The 23329-nt window shown below is 55.4% G+C and carries 27 protein-coding genes; all 27 read left to right on the top strand.

The features are described from left to right. Positions 1-64: 64 nt before the first annotated feature. The 27 genes from rplK (at position 65) to rplF (ending at position 23321) form a co-directional block, all read left to right on the top strand. Entirely contained in the window at positions 65-496 is a 432-nt protein-coding gene (gene rplK, locus ACZZ0Q_RS21110) for a 50S ribosomal protein L11 (protein WP_108096542.1), read from the top strand. Continuing rightward, positions 496-1191 (top strand): 50S ribosomal protein L1, encoded by a 696-nt coding sequence (rplA, locus tag ACZZ0Q_RS21105; protein ID WP_463540913.1) that lies wholly within the window; start codon positions 496-498, stop codon positions 1189-1191. The genes rplK and rplA overlap by 1 nt, the downstream gene beginning before the upstream one ends. Before the next feature lie 200 nt (positions 1192-1391). Beyond that, entirely contained in the window at positions 1392-1892 is a 501-nt protein-coding gene (gene rplJ, locus ACZZ0Q_RS21100) for a 50S ribosomal protein L10 (RefSeq protein WP_108096540.1), read from the top strand. Between the two features lie 78 nt (positions 1893-1970). After that, entirely contained in the window at positions 1971-2339 is a 369-nt protein-coding gene (gene rplL, locus ACZZ0Q_RS21095) for a 50S ribosomal protein L7/L12 (protein WP_108096539.1), read from the top strand. Between the two features lie 221 nt (positions 2340-2560). Beyond that, positions 2561-6634, top strand: coding sequence for a DNA-directed RNA polymerase subunit beta (rpoB, locus tag ACZZ0Q_RS21090; RefSeq protein ID WP_463560905.1), 4074 nt, complete (start codon positions 2561-2563; stop codon positions 6632-6634). 62 nt (positions 6635-6696) lie between these two features. Then, the gene (gene rpoC / locus ACZZ0Q_RS21085; RefSeq protein ID WP_463540914.1) at positions 6697-10890 is read left to right on the top strand and encodes a DNA-directed RNA polymerase subunit beta'; all 4194 of its coding nucleotides are present in this window, start codon (positions 6697-6699) and stop codon (positions 10888-10890) included. 182 nt (positions 10891-11072) lie between these two features. Beyond that, entirely contained in the window at positions 11073-11444 is a 372-nt protein-coding gene (rpsL, locus tag ACZZ0Q_RS21080; RefSeq protein ID WP_003186084.1) for a 30S ribosomal protein S12, read from the top strand. Between the two features lie 150 nt (positions 11445-11594). Beyond that, complete coding sequence (gene rpsG, locus ACZZ0Q_RS21075; protein ID WP_002555493.1) at positions 11595-12065, top strand: 30S ribosomal protein S7; 471 nt, start codon at positions 11595-11597, stop codon at positions 12063-12065. Positions 12066-12095: 30 nt separating this feature from the next. Next, positions 12096-14201 (top strand): elongation factor G, encoded by a 2106-nt coding sequence (fusA, locus tag ACZZ0Q_RS21070; protein WP_463540915.1) that lies wholly within the window; start codon positions 12096-12098, stop codon positions 14199-14201. Positions 14202-14233: 32 nt separating this feature from the next. Beyond that, the gene (gene tuf / locus ACZZ0Q_RS21065; RefSeq protein ID WP_463540911.1) at positions 14234-15427 is read left to right on the top strand and encodes an elongation factor Tu; all 1194 of its coding nucleotides are present in this window, start codon (positions 14234-14236) and stop codon (positions 15425-15427) included. A gap of 141 nt (positions 15428-15568) precedes the next feature. After that, positions 15569-15880, top strand: coding sequence for a 30S ribosomal protein S10 (gene rpsJ, locus ACZZ0Q_RS21060; protein ID WP_003186070.1), 312 nt, complete (start codon positions 15569-15571; stop codon positions 15878-15880). A gap of 83 nt (positions 15881-15963) precedes the next feature. Then, entirely contained in the window at positions 15964-16599 is a 636-nt protein-coding gene (gene rplC, locus ACZZ0Q_RS21055) for a 50S ribosomal protein L3 (RefSeq protein ID WP_122453851.1), read from the top strand. A gap of 12 nt (positions 16600-16611) precedes the next feature. Beyond that, a complete protein-coding gene (gene rplD, locus ACZZ0Q_RS21050; RefSeq protein ID WP_110618208.1) occupies positions 16612-17214 on the top strand; it encodes a 50S ribosomal protein L4 in 603 nt (200 codons plus the stop codon). Continuing rightward, the gene (rplW, locus tag ACZZ0Q_RS21045; protein ID WP_002555488.1) at positions 17211-17510 is read left to right on the top strand and encodes a 50S ribosomal protein L23; all 300 of its coding nucleotides are present in this window, start codon (positions 17211-17213) and stop codon (positions 17508-17510) included. Before rplD ends, rplW begins: the two co-directional genes overlap by 4 nt. Before the next feature lie 14 nt (positions 17511-17524). Further along, positions 17525-18349, top strand: a complete 825-nt coding sequence (gene rplB / locus ACZZ0Q_RS21040; protein ID WP_463540916.1) for a 50S ribosomal protein L2 — start codon at positions 17525-17527, stop codon at positions 18347-18349. Between the two features lie 16 nt (positions 18350-18365). Then, on the top strand, positions 18366-18641 hold the full coding sequence (gene rpsS / locus ACZZ0Q_RS21035) for a 30S ribosomal protein S19 (protein ID WP_003255482.1): 276 nt from the start codon (positions 18366-18368) through the stop codon (positions 18639-18641). 11 nt (positions 18642-18652) lie between these two features. Next, entirely contained in the window at positions 18653-18985 is a 333-nt protein-coding gene (gene rplV, locus ACZZ0Q_RS21030) for a 50S ribosomal protein L22 (RefSeq protein ID WP_003103908.1), read from the top strand. Positions 18986-18998: 13 nt separating this feature from the next. Further along, positions 18999-19685, top strand: coding sequence for a 30S ribosomal protein S3 (gene rpsC, locus ACZZ0Q_RS21025; RefSeq protein ID WP_027982006.1), 687 nt, complete (start codon positions 18999-19001; stop codon positions 19683-19685). A 12-nt stretch (positions 19686-19697) separates the two neighbouring features. Beyond that, entirely contained in the window at positions 19698-20111 is a 414-nt protein-coding gene (gene rplP / locus ACZZ0Q_RS21020) for a 50S ribosomal protein L16 (protein ID WP_110618209.1), read from the top strand. Beyond that, complete coding sequence (gene rpmC / locus ACZZ0Q_RS21015) at positions 20111-20302, top strand: 50S ribosomal protein L29 (protein ID WP_002555481.1); 192 nt, start codon at positions 20111-20113, stop codon at positions 20300-20302. The genes rplP and rpmC overlap by 1 nt, the downstream gene beginning before the upstream one ends. Positions 20303-20304: 2 nt before the next feature. After that, positions 20305-20571, top strand: coding sequence for a 30S ribosomal protein S17 (gene rpsQ, locus ACZZ0Q_RS21010; RefSeq protein ID WP_108096530.1), 267 nt, complete (start codon positions 20305-20307; stop codon positions 20569-20571). 23 nt (positions 20572-20594) lie between these two features. After that, positions 20595-20963, top strand: a complete 369-nt coding sequence (gene rplN, locus ACZZ0Q_RS21005; protein ID WP_003289207.1) for a 50S ribosomal protein L14 — start codon at positions 20595-20597, stop codon at positions 20961-20963. Positions 20964-20974: 11 nt separating this feature from the next. Then, positions 20975-21289, top strand: coding sequence for a 50S ribosomal protein L24 (gene rplX, locus ACZZ0Q_RS21000; RefSeq protein ID WP_056836274.1), 315 nt, complete (start codon positions 20975-20977; stop codon positions 21287-21289). Between the two features lie 20 nt (positions 21290-21309). Next, positions 21310-21849 (top strand): 50S ribosomal protein L5, encoded by a 540-nt coding sequence (gene rplE, locus ACZZ0Q_RS20995; RefSeq protein WP_271196081.1) that lies wholly within the window; start codon positions 21310-21312, stop codon positions 21847-21849. 13 nt (positions 21850-21862) lie between these two features. Continuing rightward, positions 21863-22168, top strand: coding sequence for a 30S ribosomal protein S14 (rpsN, locus tag ACZZ0Q_RS20990; RefSeq protein ID WP_122453853.1), 306 nt, complete (start codon positions 21863-21865; stop codon positions 22166-22168). A gap of 214 nt (positions 22169-22382) precedes the next feature. Beyond that, positions 22383-22775, top strand: a complete 393-nt coding sequence (gene rpsH, locus ACZZ0Q_RS20985; protein WP_108096527.1) for a 30S ribosomal protein S8 — start codon at positions 22383-22385, stop codon at positions 22773-22775. A 12-nt stretch (positions 22776-22787) separates the two neighbouring features. Next, positions 22788-23321: a 50S ribosomal protein L6 gene (rplF, locus tag ACZZ0Q_RS20980; RefSeq protein ID WP_108096526.1), complete on the top strand. Its 534-nt coding sequence runs from the start codon at positions 22788-22790 to the stop codon at positions 23319-23321. Positions 23322-23329: the final 8 nt, after the last annotated feature.

Genomic DNA, 23329 nt, shown 5'->3' with positions numbered 1-23329 from the left:
ACTGGGATAAACATGTAAGTAACCCGGGGAGCCGTAAGGCGCTAGAACCCGAATGGAGTAGCTAATGGCTAAGAAAATCACGGCTTATATCAAGCTGCAAGTAAAGGCTGCACAAGCTAACCCGAGCCCGCCCGTTGGTCCGGCTCTTGGTCAGCATGGCGTGAACATCATGGAATTCTGCAAGGCGTTCAACGCCAAGACTCAGGGCATGGAACCTGGTCTGCCGACTCCAGTGATCATCACTGTTTATAGCGACCGTAGCTTCACCTTTGAAACCAAAAGCACCCCTGCTTCGGTTCTGCTGAAGAAGGCTGCTGGCCTGACTAGCGGTTCGGCTCGCCCGAACAGCGTCAAGGTTGGCACCGTTACCCGTGCTCAGCTCGAAGAGATCGCCAAAACCAAGCAGGCTGATCTGACCGCTGCTGATATGGACGCAGCCGTGCGTACTATCGCCGGTTCTGCTCGCAGCATGGGCCTTAACGTGGAGGGTGTGTAATGGCTAAGTTGACTAAGCGCCAAAAGGCCATCGCCGAGAAAATCGTCGCTGGTAAATCTTACGGCTTCGAAGAAGCAGCCACCCTGCTGGGCGAGCTGTCGAAAGTTAAGTTCACCGAGTCGTTCGATGTCGCAGTGAACCTGGGCGTAGATCCACGTAAATCCGACCAAGTCGTACGTAGCGCTACCGTTCTGCCGCACGGCACCGGTAAAACCGTGCGTGTAGCCGTTTTCACCCAAGGCCCAGCTGCTGAGGCCGCTTTGGCTGCCGGTGCTGATCGCGTTGGTATGGATGAACTGGCTGCTGAAATGAAAGCGGGCGAGCTGAACTACGACGTAGTTATCGCTTCCCCGGACGCCATGCGCGTTGTTGGTCAGCTGGGTCAGATCCTCGGCCCGCGCGGCCTGATGCCTAACCCTAAAGTCGGTACCGTAACGCCAGACGTAGCCACTGCCGTGAAAAACGCGAAGGCTGGTCAGGTTCGTTATCGCACCGACAAAAACGGCATCATCCACACTTCCGTCGGCAAAGTTGGCTTTGACGCCATCAAGCTGAAGGAAAACGTTGAAGCTCTGATCGCTGATCTCAAGCGCATCAAGCCCGCTTCTTCGAAAGGTATCTACGTTAAGCGCGTTACCCTGAGCACCACTATGGGCCCAGGTCTGGTTATCGATCAGAGCTCGCTGGACGCGTAAGACAAATCAGCCGAAGCAAGCGATTGTTCCGGTTATTGAAAGATTGGGGTCCCTGCCTGGCGGGGGCTATCCAAGACCGTAGGCGACGCAAGTCTTAAACCTCAAGCCTACGCAGATGGTGCTCCCGGTTCCTTATGGAATCTGACACCAAACGACATCCGGCCTCGGCAGGATGAAACGTAACAAGCAGGAGTTAACCCGTGGCAATTAAACTCGAAGACAAGAAGGCCATCGTCGCTGAAGTCAACGAGGCTGCCAAAGTCGCTCTGTCCGCTGTCGTGGCTGATGCCCGTGGTGTGACAGTAGGCGCAATGACCGGACTCCGTAAAGAGGCTCGTGAAGCTGGTGTTTATGTACGCGTTGTACGTAACACCCTGCTCAAGCGCGCTGTTGCCGGCACTCAATATGACGTGCTCAACGACGTGTTCACTGGCCCGACCTTGGTTGCATTCTCGAACGAACATCCTGGCGCTGCTGCCCGTTTGTTCAAAGAGTTCGCCAAAGGTCAGGATAAGTTCGAGATCAAGGCAGCTGCGTTCGAGGGCAAGTTCCTCGCAGCTAATCAGATCGACGTACTGGCAAGCCTGCCGACCCGTGACGAAGCAATTTCTCAGCTGATGAGCGTGATTCAAGGCGCAACCAGCAAATTGGCTCGTACTCTGGCGGCCCTTCGCGACCAGAAAGAAGCTGCCGCAGCCTAAGGCTGAGCATCTCCTTTCGCGTTTATTGTTTATTTCGATGGCCGCGTAGGCTGTCACCCCAATACAGGAATTAGAGTCATGGCTCTGTCTAACCAAGAAATCATCGACGCAATCGGCGAGAAATCCGTTCTGGAAATCGTTGAGCTGATCAAGGCAATGGAAGAGAAGTTCGGCGTTAGCGCTGCTGCTGCTTCCGCTGGCCCAGCTGCTGGTCCAGCTGCTGTTGTTGAAGAGCAAACCGAATTCAACGTTATGCTGCTTGAATCCGGCGAGAAGAAAGTAAACGTGATCAAGGTCGTTCGTGAACTGACCGGTCTGGGCCTGAAAGAAGCTAAAGCCGTTGTTGACAGCGCTCCTGGCATTGTCAAAGAAGGCGTGTCGAAAGACGAAGCTGAAGCTGCTAAGAAAGCCCTGGAAGAAGCAGGCGCCAAAGTCGAGCTCAAGTAAGCGACGACCTTGCGTCTACAGCCCAAGCGTTGAGCGAAAGGCTGATGGCTGGTGGCTTTTGCCACCGGCCTTTTTCCGTTATAGGCCGACCTTCGCAGGTTGGCCTATAGCTGAAGCAGTAACCGCCCTGCGGGGTGGCGCAAACCGAGAGTTTGCAAGATTTTCTGGCTGCTCCCGTCGGGAGGAGCCAAATAAGCAGGTGACCAAGCTGGGGAACGCTGATGGCTTACTCATATACTGAGAAAAAACGTATCCGCAAGGACTTTAGCAAGTTGCCGGATGTCATGGATGTGCCTTATCTGTTGGCCATCCAGCTGGATTCGTATCGCGAATTCCTGCAGGCGGGAGCTACAAAGGATCAGTTCCGCGACATCGGCCTGCATGCGGCCTTCAAGTCCGTTTTCCCGATTATCAGCTATTCCGGCAATGCTGCTCTGGAATATGTCGGTTATCGCCTGGGCGAACCGGCATTTGACGTGAAAGAGTGCGTGCTGCGTGGCGTGACATTCGCCGTGCCGCTGCGGGTAAAAGTCCGTCTGATCATTTTCGATAAGGAATCGTCGAACAAAGCGATCAAGGACATCAAAGAGCAAGAAGTTTATATGGGGGAAATCCCCCTGATGACTGAGAACGGTACCTTCGTTATCAACGGTACCGAGCGCGTCATCGTGTCCCAGCTGCACCGCTCCCCAGGTGTGTTCTTTGACCACGACCGTGGTAAGACGCACAGCTCGGGCAAGCTGCTGTACTCCGCACGCATCATCCCTTACCGCGGTTCGTGGTTGGACTTCGAGTTCGACCCGAAAGACGCCGTATTCGTACGTATCGACCGCCGCCGCAAACTGCCGGCGTCCGTACTGCTGCGCGCGCTGGGCTACACCACCGAGCAAGTGCTCGATGCGTTCTACGCGACCAACGTGTTCCACGTTCAGGGTGAGAATCTCAGTCTGGAGCTGGTACCGCACCGTCTGCGTGGCGAAATTGCTGTTCTCGACATCAAGGACGAGAAGGGCAAGGTTATCGTTGAGCAGGGCCGCCGCATTACCGCGCGCCACATCAACCAGTTGGACAAGTCCGGAATCAAAACGCTGGAAGTGCCGCTGGACTACGTGATCGGTCGCACCACTGCGAAAGCCATCGTGCACCCGGCCACCGGCGAAATCATCGCTGAATGCAACACGGAGCTGAACACCGAGATCCTGGCCAAGATTGCCAAGGCTCAGGTTGTACGCATCGAAACGTTGTACACCAACGACATCGACTGCGGCCCGTTCATCTCCGACACGCTTAAAATCGACGGCACTACCAACCAGTTGGAAGCGCTGGTCGAGATTTATCGCATGATGCGTCCTGGCGAGCCACCTACCAAGGATGCCGCCGAGACCCTGTTCAACAACCTGTTCTTCAGCGCTGAGCGCTACGACCTGTCTGCTGTAGGTCGTATGAAGTTCAACCGTCGTATCGGTCGTACCGAAATCGAAGGTTCGGGCGTGTTGAGCAAGGAAGACATCGTTGAAGTTCTCAAGACTCTGGTCGACATCCGTAACGGCAAAGGCATCGTCGATGACATCGACCACCTGGGTAACCGTCGCGTGCGTTGTGTTGGCGAAATGGCCGAGAACCAGTTCCGCGTTGGCCTGGTGCGTGTAGAGCGCGCGGTCAAAGAGCGTCTGTCGATGGCTGAAAGCGAAGGCCTGATGCCGCAAGATCTGATCAACGCCAAGCCTGTGGCTGCAGCGGTGAAAGAGTTCTTCGGTTCCAGCCAGCTTTCCCAGTTCATGGACCAAAACAACCCGCTGTCCGAGATCACCCACAAGCGCCGCGTTTCTGCTCTCGGCCCAGGTGGTTTGACTCGTGAGCGTGCTGGCTTCGAAGTTCGTGACGTACACCCGACGCACTACGGTCGCGTATGCCCGATCGAAACACCGGAAGGTCCGAACATCGGTCTGATCAACTCCCTGGCAGCCTATGCCCGCACCAATCAGTACGGCTTTCTGGAAAGCCCGTACCGCGTGGTGAAGGACACCCTGGTTACTGACGAAATCGTGTTCCTCTCGGCTATCGAAGAGGCTGATCACGTAATCGCTCAGGCATCGGCAACGATGAACCAGAAAGGTCAATTGGTTGACGAGCTGGTAGCTGTTCGTCACTTGAACGAGTTCACCGTCAAGGTGCCGGAAGACGTCACGCTGATGGACGTTTCGCCGAAGCAGGTTGTGTCCGTCGCCGCTTCGCTGATCCCGTTCCTCGAGCACGACGACGCCAACCGTGCGTTGATGGGTTCGAACATGCAGCGTCAGGCTGTTCCGACTCTGCGTTCGGACAAGCCGCTGGTCGGTACCGGCATGGAGCGCAACGTTGCGCGTGACTCCGGCGTTTGCGTCGTAGCTCGTCGTGGCGGTGTGATCGACTCCGTCGACGCCAGCCGTATTGTGGTTCGTGTTGCGGATGACGAAGTTGAAACTGGCGAAGCCGGTGTCGACATCTACAACCTGACCAAGTACACCCGTTCGAACCAGAACACCTGCATCAACCAGCGTCCGCTGGTGAGCAAAGGTGACAAGGTTGAGCGCAGCGACATTCTGGCTGACGGCCCGTCCACCGACATGGGTGAGCTGGCGTTGGGTCAGAACATGCGCATCGCGTTCATGGCCTGGAACGGTTACAACTTCGAAGACTCCATCCTCCTCTCGGAGCGTGTCGTTCAAGAAGACCGTTTCACCACGATCCACATCCAGGAACTGACCTGTGTGGCGCGTGACACCAAGCTTGGGCCAGAAGAGATCACGTCGGACATTCCGAACGTGGGCGAAGCTGCGCTGAACAAGCTGGACGAAGCCGGTATCGTTTACGTGGGTGCTGAAGTTGGCGCTGGCGACATTCTAGTGGGCAAGGTCACTCCGAAAGGCGAGACCCAACTGACCCCGGAAGAGAAGCTGCTGCGCGCGATCTTCGGTGAGAAGGCTTCCGACGTTAAAGACACGTCCCTGCGCGTACCGACCGGTACCAAAGGCACTGTTATCGACGTTCAGGTCTTCACCCGTGACGGTGTAGAGCGTGACGCTCGTGCACTGTCGATCGAGAAGATGCAGCTCGACGAAATCCGCAAAGACCTCAACGAAGAGTTCCGTATCGTTGAAGGTGCTACTTTCGAACGTCTGCGCTCCGCTCTGGTTGGCAAGAAAGCTGAAGGTGGTGCCGGTCTGAAGAAAGGCGCCGAGATCACCGACGAGTTCCTCGACGGCCTCGAGCGTGGTCAGTGGTTCAAGCTGCGTATGGCTGAAGATGCTCTGAACGAGCAGCTTGAGAAAGCGCAGGCTTACATCGTTGATCGCCGCCAGCTGCTTGATGACAAGTTTGAAGACAAGAAGCGCAAGCTGCAGCAAGGCGATGACCTGGCTCCGGGCGTGCTGAAAATCGTCAAGGTTTACCTGGCAATCCGTCGTCGCATCCAGCCGGGCGACAAGATGGCCGGTCGTCACGGTAACAAGGGTGTGGTCTCCGTGATCATGCCGGTTGAAGACATGCCGCACGATGCCTATGGCACCCCGGTCGATATCGTTCTCAACCCGCTGGGCGTACCTTCGCGTATGAACGTCGGTCAGATCCTCGAGACTCACCTGGGCCTCGCGGCCAAAGGTCTGGGCGAGAAGATCAACCGCATGCTCGAAGAGCAGCGCAAGGTTGCTGAACTGCGTAAGTTCCTGCACCAGATCTACAACGAGATCGGTGGCCGTCAAGAAACTCTGGCAGACCTGTCTGACCAAGAAATTCTGGACTTGGCGAAGAACCTGCGTGGCGGCGTGCCGATGGCAACTCCGGTGTTCGACGGTGCCAAGGAAAGCGAAATCAAGGCCATGCTGAAATTGGCTGATTTGCCAGAAAGCGGCCAGATGCAGCTGTTCGACGGCCGTACCGGCAACCAGTTCGAGCGCCGTGTGACCGTTGGCTACATGTACATGCTGAAACTGAACCACCTGGTGGACGACAAGATGCACGCTCGTTCTACCGGTTCCTACAGCCTGGTTACCCAGCAGCCGCTGGGTGGTAAGGCGCAGTTCGGTGGTCAGCGCTTCGGGGAGATGGAAGTTTGGGCGTTGGAAGCTTATGGCGCCGCGTACACCCTGCAGGAAATGCTGACCGTTAAGTCGGATGACGTGAACGGCCGTACCAAGATGTACAAAAACATCGTGGACGGTGATCACCGCATGGAGCCGGGCATGCCCGAGTCCTTCAACGTGTTGATCAAAGAAATCCGTTCGCTCGGTATCGATATCGATCTGGAAACCGAATAACACGAAGCGCAATGGGAGCGGGGCTGTAGAGCCCGCTCCTTGCTCCGCCAGGAGGAAAGGCCTTGAAAGACCTACTGAATTTGCTGAAAAACCAGGGTCAAGTCGAAGAGTTCGATGCCATCCGTATTGGATTGGCCTCGCCAGAGATGATCCGTTCGTGGTCCTTCGGTGAAGTTAAAAAGCCGGAAACCATCAACTACCGTACGTTCAAACCCGAGCGTGACGGCCTTTTCTGCGCCAAGATCTTTGGCCCAGTAAAAGACTATGAATGCCTGTGCGGTAAGTACAAGCGCCTGAAGCACCGCGGTGTGATCTGCGAGAAGTGCGGCGTTGAAGTCGCGCTGGCCAAAGTTCGTCGTGAGCGCATGGCCCACATCGAGCTGGCTTCGCCGGTTGCCCACATCTGGTTCCTGAAATCGCTGCCGTCCCGTATCGGTCTGCTGCTGGACATGACCCTGCGTGATATCGAACGCGTTCTCTACTTCGAGAGCTATGTCGTTATCGATCCAGGCATGACCACCCTGGAAAAGGGTCAGCTGCTGAACGACGAGCAATATTTCGAAGCCATCGAAGAGTTCGGTGACGACTTCGACGCTCGCATGGGCGCCGAGGCTGTTCGCGAGCTGCTGACTGCTATCGATCTGGAGCACGAAATCGGCCGCCTGCGCGAAGAGATTCCGCAGACTAACTCCGAAACCAAAATCAAGAAGCTGTCCAAGCGTCTGAAGTTGATGGAAGCCTTCCAGGGTTCCGGCAACCACCCAGAGTGGATGGTTTTGACCGTTCTGCCGGTGCTGCCGCCAGATCTGCGTCCGTTGGTTCCGTTGGATGGTGGTCGTTTCGCGACTTCCGACCTCAACGATCTGTATCGTCGAGTGATCAACCGTAACAACCGTCTCAAGCGCCTGCTCGATCTGTCCGCGCCTGACATCATCGTGCGCAACGAAAAGCGCATGCTGCAGGAAGCGGTCGACGCCTTGCTCGATAATGGTCGTCGCGGTCGCGCCATCACTGGCTCGAACAAGCGTCCGTTGAAATCCCTGGCCGACATGATCAAGGGTAAGCAAGGTCGTTTCCGTCAGAACTTGCTCGGTAAACGCGTGGACTACTCCGGGCGTTCGGTCATTACCGTGGGCCCGACTCTGCGTCTGCATCAGTGCGGTCTGCCGAAGAAGATGGCTCTCGAGCTGTTCAAACCGTTCATTTTCGGCAAGTTGGAAATGCGTGGTCTGGCCACCACCATCAAAGCCGCGAAGAAAATGGTTGAGCGTGAGTTGCCAGAGGTTTGGGACGTTCTCGCTGAAGTGATTCGCGAACACCCCGTACTGCTCAACCGTGCACCGACCCTTCACCGTCTGGGTATCCAGGCGTTTGAACCGGTTCTGATCGAAGGTAAAGCGATTCAGCTGCACCCGCTGGTTTGCGCCGCGTACAACGCCGACTTCGACGGCGACCAAATGGCCGTGCACGTGCCGCTGACACTGGAAGCCCAGTTGGAAGCGCGCGCTCTGATGATGTCGACCAACAACATTCTGTCGCCAGCCAACGGTGAGCCAATCATCGTTCCTTCGCAGGACGTTGTACTGGGTCTGTATTACATGACCCGTGAAGCGATCAACGCCAAGGGCGAAGGTCGTGTGTTTGCCGATCTGCAGGAAGTCGACCGCGTTTTCCGCGCCGGCGAAGCAGCGCTGCACGCCAAAGTTAAGGTGCGTATCAACGAGGTCATCAAAGACCGCGATGGCAGCATCACCAAGAACACTCGCATCGTCGACACCACTGTCGGCCGCGCGCTGCTGTTCCAGGTTGTTCCGGCCGGCCTGTCGTATGACGTGGTCAACCAGCCGATGAAGAAGAAAGCGATCTCCAAACTGATCAACCAGTGCTACCGCACCGTTGGCTTGAAAGACACCGTGATCTTCGCTGATCAACTCATGTACACCGGTTTCGCTTACTCGACTATCTCCGGCGTTTCCATCGGCGTGAATGACTTCGTCATCCCCGATGAAAAAGCTCGCATCATCGATGCGGCCACCGAAGAAGTTAAGGAAATCGAAAGCCAGTACGCCTCCGGCCTGGTAACCCAGGGCGAGAAGTACAACAAGGTGATCGACCTCTGGTCCAAGGCCAACGACGAAGTGTCGAAGGCGATGATGGCGAACCTCTCGAAAGAGAAGGTTATCGACCGTCATGGCAAAGAAGTCGACCAAGAGTCCTTCAACTCCATGTACATGATGGCTGACTCCGGTGCTCGGGGTTCGGCAGCTCAGATTCGTCAGTTGGCCGGTATGCGTGGCCTCATGGCCAAGCCGGACGGCTCGATCATCGAGACGCCGATCACCGCGAACTTCCGTGAAGGCCTCAGCGTACTGCAGTACTTCATCTCCACTCACGGTGCTCGTAAAGGTCTCGCGGATACCGCGTTGAAAACTGCGAACTCCGGTTACCTGACTCGCCGTCTGGTAGACGTGGCGCAAGACTTGGTAGTTACCGAGGTCGATTGCGGCACCGAACACGGCCTGTTGATGACGCCGCACATTGAAGGCGGTGACGTGGTTGAGCCGCTGGGTGAACGTGTTCTGGGTCGAGTTATTGCCCGCGACGTGTTCAAGCCTGGCACCGAAGAAGTCATCGTGCCTGCCGGTACCTTGGTAGACGAGCAGTGGGTTGAGTTCATCGAACTGAACAGCATTGACGAAGTGATCGTTCGCTCGCCAATCAGCTGTGAAACCCGCTACGGCATCTGCGCCAAGTGCTACGGCCGCGATCTGGCCCGTGGTCACCAGGTGAATATCGGTGAAGCTGTCGGCGTTATCGCTGCGCAGTCGATTGGTGAGCCAGGTACCCAGCTGACCATGCGTACGTTCCACATCGGTGGTGCGGCGAGCCGGACGTCTGCTGCTGACAGTGTTCAGGTCAAGAACGGCGGCACAATCCGCCTGCACAACCTGAAGCACGTTGAGCGTGCTGACGGCAACCTGGTTGCGGTTTCGCGTTCCGGTGAGCTGGCTGTAGCTGACGAGTTCGGTCGCGAGCGCGAGCGTTACAAGCTGCCTTACGGTGCTGTTATTTCCGTCAAGGAAGGCGACAAAGTGGATGCCGGCGCAATCGTGGCCAAATGGGATCCGCACACCCACCCGATCGTTACCGAAATGAAAGGTACCGTGACGTATGTGGGCATGGAAGAAGGCATCACCATCAAGCGTCAAACAGACGAATTGACGGGTTTGACCAACATCGAAGTGCTGGATCCGAAAGATCGTCCAGCTGCCGGCAAAGACATCCGTCCTGCCGTGAAGATGGTGGGCGTAGATGGCAAAGACTTGCTGCTGCCAGGCACAGACGTACCGGCTCAGTACTTCCTGCCAGCGAATGCTCTGGTCGGTGTGGCGGATGGTGTGCAAGTGGGCGTGGGTGATGTAATCGCTCGTATCCCGCAGGAAACTTCGAAAACTCGCGACATCACCGGTGGTCTGCCGCGTGTTGCCGACTTGTTCGAAGCACGTCGTCCGAAAGAAGCGTCGATCCTGGCTGAAGTCAGCGGAACCATCGCGTTCGGTAAAGAAACCAAAGGCAAACGCCGTCTGGTTATTACGCCTAACGATGGTAGCGATCCGTACGAGGAGCTGATTCCTAAGTGGCGTCACCTGAACGTCTTCGAAGGCGAGCAAGTGAACCGCGGTGAAGTTATCTCCGACGGCCCAAGCGATCCGCACGACATCCTGCGTCTGCTGGGTGTGAGCGCGCTGGCCAAGTACATCGTCAACGAGATCCAGGACGTTTATCGCCTGCAAGGCGTGAAGATCAACGACAAGCACATCGAGACCATCCTGCGTCAGATGCTGCGTAAAGTTGAGATCACCGAATCCGGCGATTCCAGCTTCATCAAGGGCGACCAGATGGAACTGACTCACGTATTGGGCGAGAACGAACGTCTGAGCTCGGACGATAAATTTATCTCCAAGTTCGACCGCGTTCTGTTGGGTATCACCAAGGCGTCGCTGTCCACCGAATCGTTCATCTCTGCGGCTTCCTTCCAGGAAACCACCCGCGTCCTCACTGAGGCAGCGGTTACTGGCAAGCGTGACTTCCTGCGCGGCCTGAAAGAGAACGTGGTAGTGGGTCGTCTGATTCCGGCCGGTACTGGTCTGGCCTATCACAGCGAGCGCAAGCGTCGTCGTGATGCCGGCAAGCCGGTTCAAGTGAGCGCCAGCGAAGCTGAAGCTCAACTGTCGGAAGCGTTGAACAACCTGTAATTAATACGGGTTGCTAATCAGGTCGAGGCCCGGTGAAGCGCTAAGCGTCACCGGGCCTTGTCTTGACGGGGTGTTAGAAGCTCTTTAGACTCTTGTACCCCTAAATTTGGCGGGACTCTTGTCCTGCCATTTTGTTTTTCTTGTAAGACAATAGCGTCGAAAGACAACAGTGGAGCTAGTAGATGGCAACTATCAACCAGCTGGTACGTCAGCCGCGTAAGCGTATCGTCGAGAAATCCGACGTTCCTGCGCTGCAGAACTGCCCGCAACGTCGTGGTGTATGCACCCGTGTGTATACCACCACGCCGAAAAAACCTAACTCGGCACTGCGTAAAGTATGCCGTGTGCGTCTGACCAACGGTTTCGAGGTTTCCTCGTACATCGGCGGTGAAGGCCACAACCTGCAAGAGCACAGCGTGGTACTGATCCGCGGCGGTCGTGTAAAAGACTTGCCAGGTGTTCGTTACCACACCGTTCGCGGTTCTTTGGATACTTCCGGTGTTAAAGGTCGTAACCAAGGCCGTTCGAAATACGGTACCAAGCGTCCGAAGTAAGTGCGGCTTCCGAGTGATCGGTCGTTTCACCCAAACTAGATTTTCATTTTTCTGAGTCGATAAGAGTAAGGTCGGGCGTTTAACCCAGGATTGTCATCCAGAGGTTTTATTGTTCCCGGGCTAACCTGAAGACCGTTTGAGGGCTTATCCATGCCAAGAAGACGTGTAGCAGCCAAGCGCGAAGTGCTTGACGATCCAAAATACGGTAGCCAGATCCTGGCCAAGTTCATGAACCACGTGATGGAAAGCGGCAAGAAAGCCGTTGCCGAGCGTATCGTTTATGGCGCCCTGGAAAAGGTTAAAGAGCGTAAGAACAGCGATCCCCTGGAAATCTTCGAGAAAGCTCTCGACGCCATCGCTCCGCTGGTCGAAGTGAAGTCGCGCCGTGTCGGCGGTGCTACTTATCAGGTTCCGGTCGAAGTTCGTCCGTCCCGTCGTAACGCTCTGGCCATGCGCTGGCTGGTGGACTTCGCCCGTAAGCGCGGCGAAAAATCCATGGCTCTGCGTTTAGCTGGTGAGCTGTTGGATGCTGCTGAAGGCAAAGGTGCTGCAGTTAAGAAGCGTGAAGACGTGCACCGTATGGCTGAAGCCAACAAAGCGTTTTCGCACTACCGCTTCTAAATTCAGCGCTTCTAATATTGCGAGGGCTTTATGGCTCGTCTTACACCGATTTCCCGCTACCGTAACATCGGTATCGTCGCGCACGTGGATGCTGGCAAAACCACTACCACTGAGCGCGTGCTTTTTTACACAGGCGTGAACCACAAAATGGGCGAGGTGCATGATGGCGCCGCGACCATGGACTGGATGGTTCAGGAGCAGGAGCGCGGTATTACCATTACCTCCGCTGCTACTACTGCGTTCTGGTCTGGCTCCGTCAAGCAGCACAAAGACAGCTACCGCTTCAACATCATCGATACCCCCGGGCACGTTGACTTCACCATCGAAGTAGAGCGCTCGCTGCGCGTACTCGACGGCGCTGTCGTTGTGTTCTGTGGTACTTCGGGCGTTGAACCGCAGTCGGAAACCGTATGGCGTCAAGCCAACAAATACGGCGTTCCGCGTCTTGTGTACGTGAACAAGATGGACCGTGCTGGCGCAAACTTCCTGCGCGTAGTCGGTCAGATCAAGCAGCGTCTGGGTCACACTCCGGTGCCAATCCAATTGGCTATCGGTGCTGAAGACAACTTCCAGGGTCAGATCGATCTGATGTCCATGGAAGCTGTTTACTGGGATGACGCAGACAAGGGCATGGCCCCTCGTCGCGAGCCGATCCCGGCTGAGCTGCAAGAGTTGGCTAACGAGTGGCGCAGCAACATGGTTGAAGCTGCCGCTGAAGCTAACGAAGAGCTGATGAACAAGTACCTTGAGGGTGAAGAACTCACCAACGAGGAAATCAAGGCGGCTCTGCGTCAGCGTACTATCGCTGGCGAAATCGTCTTGGCTGTTTGCGGTTCCTCATTCAAGAACAAGGGCGTGCCTTTGGTTCTGGACGCTGTTATCGATTACCTGCCGGCGCCGGTCGACATTCCTGCCATCAAGGGTTCCGACCCAGATGACGAGACTGTTGAAATGGAGCGTCATGCAGACGATAGCGAGCCGTTCTCCGCTCTGGCGTTCAAAATCGCCACGGACCCATTCGTGGGTACTTTGACCTTTGCTCGTGTTTATTCGGGCGTGTTGAGCTCCGGCGACGGCGTGATCAACTCGGTTAAAGGCAAGAAAGAGCGCGTGGGTCGTATGGTGCAAATGCACGCAAACACCCGCGAAGAGATCAAAGAAGTACGCGCTGGCGACATCGCTGCTCTGATCGGCATGAAGGACGTCACCACCGGTGACACCCTGTGCTCCGCTGAAAAGCCAATCATCCTGGTTCGTATGGACTTCCCGGAGCCGGTTATTTCGGTTGCCGTTGAGCCTAAGACCAAGGATGACCAGGAAAAAATGGGTATCGCTCTGGGCAAACTTGCTCAGGAAGACCCGTCGTTCCGCGTCAAGACCGACGAAGAGACTGGCCAGACCATCATCTCCGGTATGGGCGAGTTGCACCTGGATATTCTCGTCGACCGCATGAAGCGCGAGTTCGGTGTAGAAGCCAACATCGGTAAGCCGCAGGTTTCGTACCGCGAGAAGATCTCCAAGAGCTGTGAGATCGAAGGCAAGTTCGTTCGCCAGTCCGGCGGTCGTGGCCAGTTTGGTCACTGCTGGATTCGCTTCGCACCGGCTGACGAAGGTCAGGAAGGTCTGGAGTTCGTTAACGAAGTTGTTGGTGGTGTGGTTCCGAAGGAATACATCCCGGCAATCCAGAAGGGTATCGAAGAGCAGATGAAGAACGGCGTTGTTGCCGGCTATCCGCTGATCGGCCTGAAGGCTACCGTATTTGACGGTTCCTACCACGACGTCGACTCCAACGAGATGGCGTTCAAAATCGCAGCTTCCATGGCGACTAAGCAGCTGGCCCAGAAGGGTGGCGGTGTTGTGCTTGAGCCGATCATGAAAGTTGAAGTGGTAACCCCGGAAGATTACATGGGTGACGTGATGGGTGACCTGAACCGTCGTCGTGGTTTGATTCAGGGTATGGAAGATACGGTTTCCGGCAAGGTTATCCGTGCCGAAGTGCCGTTGGGTGAGATGTTCGGTTATGCGACCGACGTCCGTTCCATGTCTCAGGGTCGCGCGAGCTACTCCATGGAATTCTCTAAATACTCCGAGGCTCCGTCGAACATCGTCGAAGCTCTGGTTAAAAAACAAGGCTGATCTCAGCCCCTTTAGGCAAGGAGTTTATTGTCGTGGCTAAAGAAAAATTTGAACGTAACAAACCGCACGTCAACGTTGGCACCATCGGTCACGTTGACCACGGTAAAACCACTCTGACCGCTGCTCTGACCCGTGTTTGCTCCGAAGTTTTCGGTTCGGCTCGCGTTGACTTCGACAAGATCGACAGTGCTCCAGAAGAAAAAGCTCGTGGTATCACCATCAACACCGCTCACGTTGAATACGATTCGGCCGTGCGTCACTACGCGCACGTTGACTGCCCAGGTCACGCTGACTACGTAAAAAACATGATCACCGGTGCTGCTCAGATGGACGGCGCTATCCTGGTTTGCTCGGCCGCTGATGGTCCGATGCCGCAAACCCGTGAGCACATCCTGCTGTCCCGTCAGGTAGGCGTTCCTTACATCGTTGTCTTCCTGAACAAGGCTGACATGGTGGACGACGCTGAGCTGCTGGAACTGGTTGAGATGGAAGTTCGCGATCTGCTGAGCACTTACGAGTTCCCAGGCGACGACACTCCGATCATCATCGGTTCGGCTCTGATGGCTTTGAACGGCCAAGACGACAACGAAATGGGCACCAGTGCTGTTAAGAAGCTGGTTGAGACTCTGGACAGCTACATTCCTGAGCCGGTCCGCGTTATCGACAAGCCGTTCCTGATGCCAATCGAAGACGTATTCTCGATCTCGGGTCGCGGTACTGTAGTTACCGGTCGTATCGAGCGCGGTATCGTCAAGGTTCAAGAGGCTCTGGAGATCGTTGGTCTGCGTGACACCACCCAGACTACCTGCACCGGCGTTGAAATGTTCCGCAAACTGCTCGACGAAGGTCGTGCTGGCGAGAACTGCGGCGTTCTGCTGCGCGGTACCAAGCGTGAAGACGTTGAGCGTGGTCAAGTACTGGCCAAGCCAGGTTCGGTTAAACCGCACACCAAGTTCGAAGCTGAGGTTTACATCCTGAGCAAAGACGAAGGTGGTCGTCACACTCCGTTCTTCAAAGGCTACCGTCCTCAGTTCTACTTCCGTACTACCGACGTTACTGGTAGCTGCGAATTGCCGGAAGGCGTTGAGATGGTAATGCCAGGCGACAACATCAAGATGGTCGTTACCTTGATCAAGTCGATCGCCATGGAAGATGGTCTGCGTTTCGCGATTCGCGAAGGCGGCCGTACCGTTGGTGCTGGCGTAGTTGCCAAAATCATCGAGTAATCGTTGATTTGCTAGAAGAAACCCCCGCTTGCGGGGGTTTTTTTATTGAGTTGACACCTGTGGGGGGCATCTATAGAATTGCGCCTCCTTTTAACGGGCGTATTGCGCGCGTTGGGAATAGCAACTGGGAGTCTGTGGACAATGCAAAATCAACAAATCCGGATTCGGTTGAAGGCTTTTGATCATCGCCTTATTGACCAGTCCACCCAGGAAATCGTGGAAACCGCGAAACGTACTGGTGCTCAAGTGCGTGGTCCGATTCCTCTGCCCACTCGCAAAGAGCGTTTCACTGTTCTGGTTTCCCCGCACGTCAACAAAGACGCGCGTGACCAGTACGAGATTCGCACTCACAAGCGCGTTCTGGACATCGTCCAGCCTACGGATAAAACCGTTGACGCTCTTATGAAGCTTGATCTTGCAGCTGGCGTAGAAGTTCAGATCAGCCTCGGCTAAAACCGTCTGGTTTTAGTCGTGTAACGCTCTGAAATGGGCGGCCATAGCGGGTGAAAGCCCCGTACACTCATGAGGTTTACAACATGACTATTGGTGTAGTCGGTCGTAAATGCGGTATGACCCGTATTTTCACCGAAGAAGGTGTCTCCATTCCGGTTACGGTCATTGAGATCGAGCCGAATCGCGTCACCCAGTTCAAAACTGAAGAAAGTGATGGTTATCGTGCAGTGCAAGTCACTGTCGGTGAGCGTCGTGCTTCGCGCGTGACTGCTGCTCAAGCTGGTCACTTCGCTAAGGCAAACGTAGCTGCCGGTCGCGGCGTCTGGGAATTCCGTCTTGAAGAAGGCGAGTACCAGGCTGGCGATCTGATCAATGCAGAAATTTTCCAAGCAGGTCAGCTGGTGGATGTCACCGGTCAGTCCAAGGGTAAAGGCTTCGCCGGTACCATCAAGCGCTGGAACTTCCGCGGTCAAGATAACACCCACGGTAACTCCGTCTCCCACCGCGTCCCTGGCTCTATCGGCCAGTGCCAGACTCCTGGTCGTGTATTCAAGGGCAAGAAAATGTCCGGTCATATGGGCGCTGAGCGCGTGACCGTGCAGTCCCTCGAAGTAGTGCGCGTCGACGCTGAACGCAATCTGCTGCTGGTAAAGGGCGCTGTTCCTGGCGCTACCGGTGGCAACCTGGTTGTGCGTCCGGCAGCCAAGGCTCGCGGTTAAGGGGAAGCTGACATGCAATTAAATGTAAATGGCGCTCAGGCGATCGAAGTTTCCGAACTGACCTTCGGCGGCGAATTCAACGAGACACTGGTGCACCAGGCAGTCGTGGCCTACATGGCTGGCGGTCGTCAGGGCAGCAAGCAGCAAAAGACCCGTTCTGACGTATCCGGCGGCGGTAAGCGCCCGTGGCGTCAAAAGGGTACTGGCCGCGCTCGTGCAGGTACTATCCGTAGCCCAATCTGGCGTGGCGGCGGTACCACTTTCGCAGCTCGTCCTCAGGATCACAGCCAAAAGCTGAACAAGAAGATGTATCGCGCAGCTCTGCGCTCCATCCTTGCTGAGCTGGTACGTAGTGATCGTCTGGTTGTGGTTGAAGACTTCGCAGTCGACGCACCAAAAACCAAAACTCTGTTGAACAAGCTCAACGGCATGGGTCTGACTGACGTTCTGATCGTGTCTGATGCTGTTGATCAGAATCTGTACCTGGCCGCTCGTAACCTGCCGCACGTCGATGTTCGTGATGTACAAGGTTCCGATCCGGTCAGTCTGATCGCATACGACAAAGTGTTGATCACTGTGTCGGCCGTGAAGAAATTCGAGGAGCTGCTGGGATGAACCAGGAACGCGTATTTAAAGTGCTACTTGGCCCGCACGTCTCTGAGAAAGCCACGGTTTTGGCTGACAAAAAAGGCCAGTTCGTTTTCAAGGTTGCTACCGACGCAACCAAGCTGGAAATCAAAAAGGCCGTCGAAAGCCTGTTCAGCGTGAAAGTAGAGCGTGTTACTACCCTGAATGTTCTGGGTAAGAGCAAGCGTACTGCTCGCGGTCTGGGCAAGCGTAACGACTGGAAGAAGGCAGTTATCTCCCTTCAGCCGGGCCAAGATCTCGACTTCAGCAGCAGTGCTGAGTAAGGAAGGGGTGCATCATGGCAATCGTTAAATGCAAACCGACTTCCGCTGGCCGCCGTTTTGTGGTCAAGGTGGTCAACCAGGAGCTGCACAAAGGCGCTCCTTACGCACCGCTGCTCGAGAAGAAGTCGAAGACTGGTGGTCGTAACAACAATGGCCGTATTACTACCCGTCATATCGGTGGTGGTCATAAGCAGCATTACCGTCTGGTCGATTTCCGTCGCAACGACAAAGATGGCATTCCAGCCACTGTCGAGCGTATTGAATATGACCCGAACCGTACCGCACACATCGCTCTGCTGATGTATGCAGACGGCGAGCGCCGCTACATCATTGCCCCTAAAGGCGTGAGTGCTGGCGACCAGCTGATTGCAGGTGCTCTGGCACCAATCAAGCCGGGCAACGCTCTCCAACTGCGTAACATTCCAGTTGGTAGCACTGTGCACGGTGTAGAGCTGAAGCCGGGTAAAGGTGCTCAGATCGCTCGTTCCGCTGGTGCTTCGGCTCAGTTGATCGCTCGTGAAGGTGCTTACGTGACCCTGCGTCTGCGTTCCGGTGAAATGCGTAAAGTACTGGCTGAATGCCGTGCGACGCTGGGCGAAGTCTCGAACTCCGAGCACAGCCTGCGTTCGCTGGGTAAAGCTGGTGCCAAGCGCTGGCGTGGCGTTCGCCCAACCGTTCGTGGTGTTGCCATGAACCCGGTTGACCACCCACATGGTGGTGGTGAAGGTCGTACCTCTGGTGGTCGTCATCCGGTGTCTCCATGGGGCTTCCCGACTAAGGGCGCGAAGACTCGTGGTAACAAACGCACCGATAACATGATCGTCCGTCGTCGCAAGTAAATAGAGGGATACGACAGTGCCACGTTCTCTGAAAAAAGGTCCTTTTATTGATCTTCACCTACTGAAGAAGGTCGAAGTGGCGGTGGAAAAGAACGATCGCAAGCCGGTGAAAACCTGGTCGCGCCGTTCGATGATCCTGCCACAAATGGTCGGTCTGACCATCGCTGTGCATAACGGTCGTCAACATGTTCCAGTTCTCGTGAACGAAGACATGGTCGGTCACAAACTGGGCGAGTTCGCCGGTACCCGTACATATCGCGGGCACGTGGCTGACAAGAAAGCCAAGCGTTAAGGGGTAAGGAAATGGAAGTAGCCGCTAAGTTGTCGGGCGCTCGAATCTCCGCCCAGAAAGCCCGCTTGGTCGCCGACCAAATCCGCGGGAAGAAGGTGGGCGAAGCGCTCAACCTGCTGGCTTTTAGCAGTAAGAAAGCCGCGGAAATCATGAAGAAAGTGCTGGAGTCGGCTGTGGCCAACGCCGAGCACAACGAAGGCGCAGACGTTGATGACCTTAAGGTCTCCACCGTTTTCGTTAACGAAGGGCGTTCGCTGAAGCGCATCATGCCGCGTGCCAAAGGCCGCGCTGATCGCATCGTCAAGCGGTCTTGCCATATCACTGTCAAGGTTGCTGACAAGTAACGGAGTCGAAGAGATGGGTCAGAAAGTACATCCCATTGGCATTCGCCTGGGAATCGTCAAGGAGCACACCTCCGTCTGGTACGCCGACGGTCGGACTTATGCGGACTATTTGTTCGCAGATCTGAAGGTGCGTGAATACCTCCAAGACAAACTAAAAAGCGCGTCCGTAAGCCGTATCGACATCCATCGTCCGGCTCAGACTGCACGCATCACCATCCACACCGCTCGTCCAGGTATCGTTATCGGGAAGAAAGGTGAAGATGTTGAGAAGCTGCGTCAGGACCTGACCAAGCAAATGGGTGTGCCTGTGCACATCAATATCGAAGAGATCCGCAAGCCGGAACTCGACGGTATGCTGGTTGCGCAGAGCGTAGCTCAGCAGTTGGAGCGTCGTGTGATGTTCCGTCGCGCTATGAAGCGCGCTGTACAGAACGCCATGCGTATTGGTGCCAAAGGCATCAAAATCCAAGTGAGCGGTCGTTTGGGCGGCGCAGAAATTGCCCGTACCGAGTGGTATCGCGAAGGTCGTGTGCCATTGCACACCCTGCGTGCCGATATCGACTATGCCACGTACGAAGCGCACACCACTTACGGTGTGATCGGTGTGAAGGTTTGGATCTTCAAAGGCGAAGTAATTGGTGGTCGCCAAGAAGAACTGAAACCACAAGCACCAGCGCCTCGTAAAAAAGCTGCTAAGTAAGGGGTACGCCAAATGTTGCAACCAAAGCGTACGAAGTTCCGCAAGCAGATGACAGGCCACAACCGTGGTCTGGCGCAGCGCGGTAGCAAAGTCAGCTTCGGCGAGTTCGCGCTGAAGTCTGTTGCCCGCGGTCGTCTCACCGCCCGTCAGATTGAGTCCGCTCGTCGTGCTCTGACTCGTCACGTTAAACGTGGCGGGAAAATCTGGATTCGCGTGTTCCCGGATAAGCCTGTTACCAAGAAGCCTCTGGAAGTGCGGATGGGTAAAGGGAAGGGTAGCGTTGAGTATTGGGTAGCCCAGATCCAGCCAGGCAAAGTCCTGTACGAGATCGAAGGCGTTTCCGAAGAGCTGGCGCGTGAGGCTTTCGCCCTGGCTGCTGCAAAGCTGCCGCTCGCCACCTCCTTTGTTAAACGGACGGTGATGTGATGAAAGCGAATGAACTTCGTGAAAAATCAGCACAGCAGCTGAACGAGCAACTGCTCGGCTTGCTGCGCGACCAGTTCAATCTGCGTATGCAGAAAGCAACTGGCCAGTTGGGGCAGTCTCACCTGCTCTCGCAAGTTAAGCGCGACATCGCTCGCGTGAAGACTGTGCTTAACCAGCAGGCAGGTAAGTAATCATGGCTGAAGCTGAAAAAACTGTCCGTACGCTGACTGGCCGTGTCGTCAGCGACAAGATGGACAAGACCATCACCGTACTGATCGAGCGTCGCGTAAAGCACCCGATCTACGGTAAATACGTGAAGCGTTCGACCAAATTGCACGCCCACGACGAAACCAACCAGTGCCACATCGGCGACAAAGTCACGATTCGTGAAACTCGTCCGATGGCCAAGACCAAAAATTGGGCACTGGTTGAAGTCGTTGAACGCGCAGTGGAAGTCTAAGGACTAGGGGTCGGAGAAATTATATGATTCAGACTCAATCCATGCTCGATGTAGCTGATAACAGCGGCGCTCGTCGTGTTATGTGCATCAAGGTGTTGGGCGGTTCGCATCGTCGTTATGCCGGCATCGGCGACATCATCAAAGTTACCGTCAAGGAAGCAATTCCGCGCGGTAAAGTGAAAAAGGGCCAAGTGATGACTGCTGTCGTAGTCCGCACTCGTCACGGCGTTCGTCGCCCTGATGGCTCGATCATCCGCTTTGATGGCAACGCTGCTGTTCTGCTGAACAACAAGCAAGAGCCGATCGGCACCCGTATCTTTGGGCCCGTGACCCGTGAACTTCGCTCTGAGAAGTTCATGAAGATCGTCTCGCTCGCCCCTGAAGTGCTGTAAGGAGATCCGACATGCAAAAGATTCGTCGTGACGACGAGATCATCGTGATCGCCGGCAAAGACAAAGGTAAGCGTGGCAAGGTGCTCAAGGTTCTCGCTGACGACCGTTTGGTCGTTGGTGGGATCAACCTGGTGAAGCGCCATACCAAGCCGAACCCGATGTCGGGCGTTCAAGGCGGTATCGTCGAGAAAGAAGCGCCTCTGCACGCTTCCAACGTCGCCATTTTCAACTCTGAAACCAGCAAGGCTGATCGCGTCGGTTTCAAAGTAGAAGAAGGCAAAAAAATTCGTGTCTTCAAGTCGACCCAAAAAGCGGTTGATGCTTGAACACTGCTAGGTAGAAGACCATGGCACGACTAAAAGAGATTTATCGGAAAGAAATCGCTCCGAAGCTTAAGGAAGAACTTAAGCTCTCGAACGTGATGGAAGTTCCGCGCGTTACCAAAATCACCCTGAACATGGGTCTCGGCGAAGCGATCGGTGATAAGAAAATCATCGAGCACGCGGTAGCGGATTTGGAAAAAATCACCGGTCAGAAAGTCGTTGTGACTTACGCTCGGAAATCCATCGCTGGCTTTAAAGTCCGTGAAGGTTGGCCGATCGGCGTTAAAGTTACTCTGCGTCGCGATCGTATGTACGAATTCCTGGATCGTCTGCTTTCGATCTCCCTGCCGCGCGTGCGTGACTTCCGCGGCCTGAATGCCAAGTCCTTCGACGGTCGTGGCAACTACAGCATGGGCGTTAAAGAGCAGATCATTTTCCCGGAAATCGATTACGACAAGATCGATGCTCTGCGCGGTCTGGACATCACCCTGACCACCACTGCTCGTACGGATGATGAAGGTCGCGCTTTGCTGCGCGCTTTCAACTTCCCGTTCCGCAACTGATCGGAGTAGGAAAATGGCCAAGACAAGCATGAAAAACCGTGAGCTGAAGCGTCAGCAAACGGTCGCCAAGTACGCCAAAAAGCGCGCTGAGCTGAAAGCTACCATCGTTAATCCGAACACCAGTCCGGAAGCCCGTTGGGAAGCGCAGATCGCCCTGCAAAAGCAACCACGTGACGCCAGCGCTTCGCGCCTGCGTAACCGTTGCCGCATCACCGGTCGTCCGCACGGCGTGTACCGCAAGTTCGGCCTCGGCCGTAACAAGCTGCGCGAAGCTGCAATGCGCGGTGATGTACCAGGTCTGGTGAAAGCCAGCTGGTAAGCCAAAGTCTCGACATGCCAAGGGCTGAATCTTTAACGGTTCAGCCCTGGCAGTGAGCAAAAATGAATCAAGCCCCTTTTGGGGCTTGATTCATTTTTAATCAGTCTCTAGAATGCTCGGCTCGCCTGAGCCTGGCTTTTATATGCCCGGCATATTTTCTAGCGATATGCAGTAGCCGTATGGCTAATTCTTTTGTTTCAGGAGCACCTAGCCCATGAGTATGCAGGACCCGTTAGCGGACATGCTAACTCGTATCCGTAATGCCCAGATGGCTGAAAAGTCCGTCGTAAGCATGCCGTCTTCCACGTTGAAGGTGGCTGTAGCCAAAGTCCTGAAGGACGAAGGTTACATCGCGGGTTTTCAGATCAGCAGCGATGTTAAACCGCAGCTGTCCATCGAGCTGAAATACTTCGAAGGCCGTCCGGTCATCGAAGAAGTTAAGCGCGTCAGCCGTCCAGGCCTGCGCCAGTACAAATCCGTTGATGACCTGCCAAAAGTTCGCGGCGGTCTCGGCGTTTCCATCGTCTCCACCAACAAAGGTGTGATGACGGATCGTGCTGCGCGCGCTGCCGGTGTCGGTGGCGAAGTGCTCTGCACCGTGTTCTAAGGGGGGATAAGCATGTCTCGCGTTGCTAAAAACCCCGTTAAGCTGCCAGCTGGTGTCGAGATCAAACTCGCCGGCCAACAGCTCTCGGTGAAGGGTGCCAAAGGCGCTCTCGAACTGAACGTTCATTCGTCCGTTGAAATTGTTGAGGAAGCTGGTGAGCTGCGTTTTGCTGCTCGCAATGGCGACCAACAAACTCGTGCAATGGCCGGTACCACCCGTGCGTTGGTGAACAACATGGTAATCGGCGTCAGCCAAGGCTTCGAGCGCAAGCTGCAGCTGGTTGGTGTTGGTTACAAGGCTCAGGCAAAAGGCGAAATCCTTTCCCTGGCACTTGGCTTCTCGCACCCGGTGGATTACGAACTGCCACAAGGCGTAACCGCAGAAACTCCTAGCCAAACCGATATCCTGATCAAGGGCATCGACAAGCAGCTGGTAGGTCAAGTGGCCGCTGAGATCCGTGACTTCCGTCCGCCAGAACCTTACAAAGGTAAAGGTGTGCGTTACGCAGACGAAGTCGTCCGCCGTAAAGAAGCGAAGAAGAAGTAGGGCATAGC

It is taken from the genome of Pseudomonas sp. AC070, assembly GCF_979258635.1.
The sequence above is the reverse complement of the archived record's forward strand: the minus strand, read 5'-3'. Positions and strand labels throughout refer to the sequence as shown.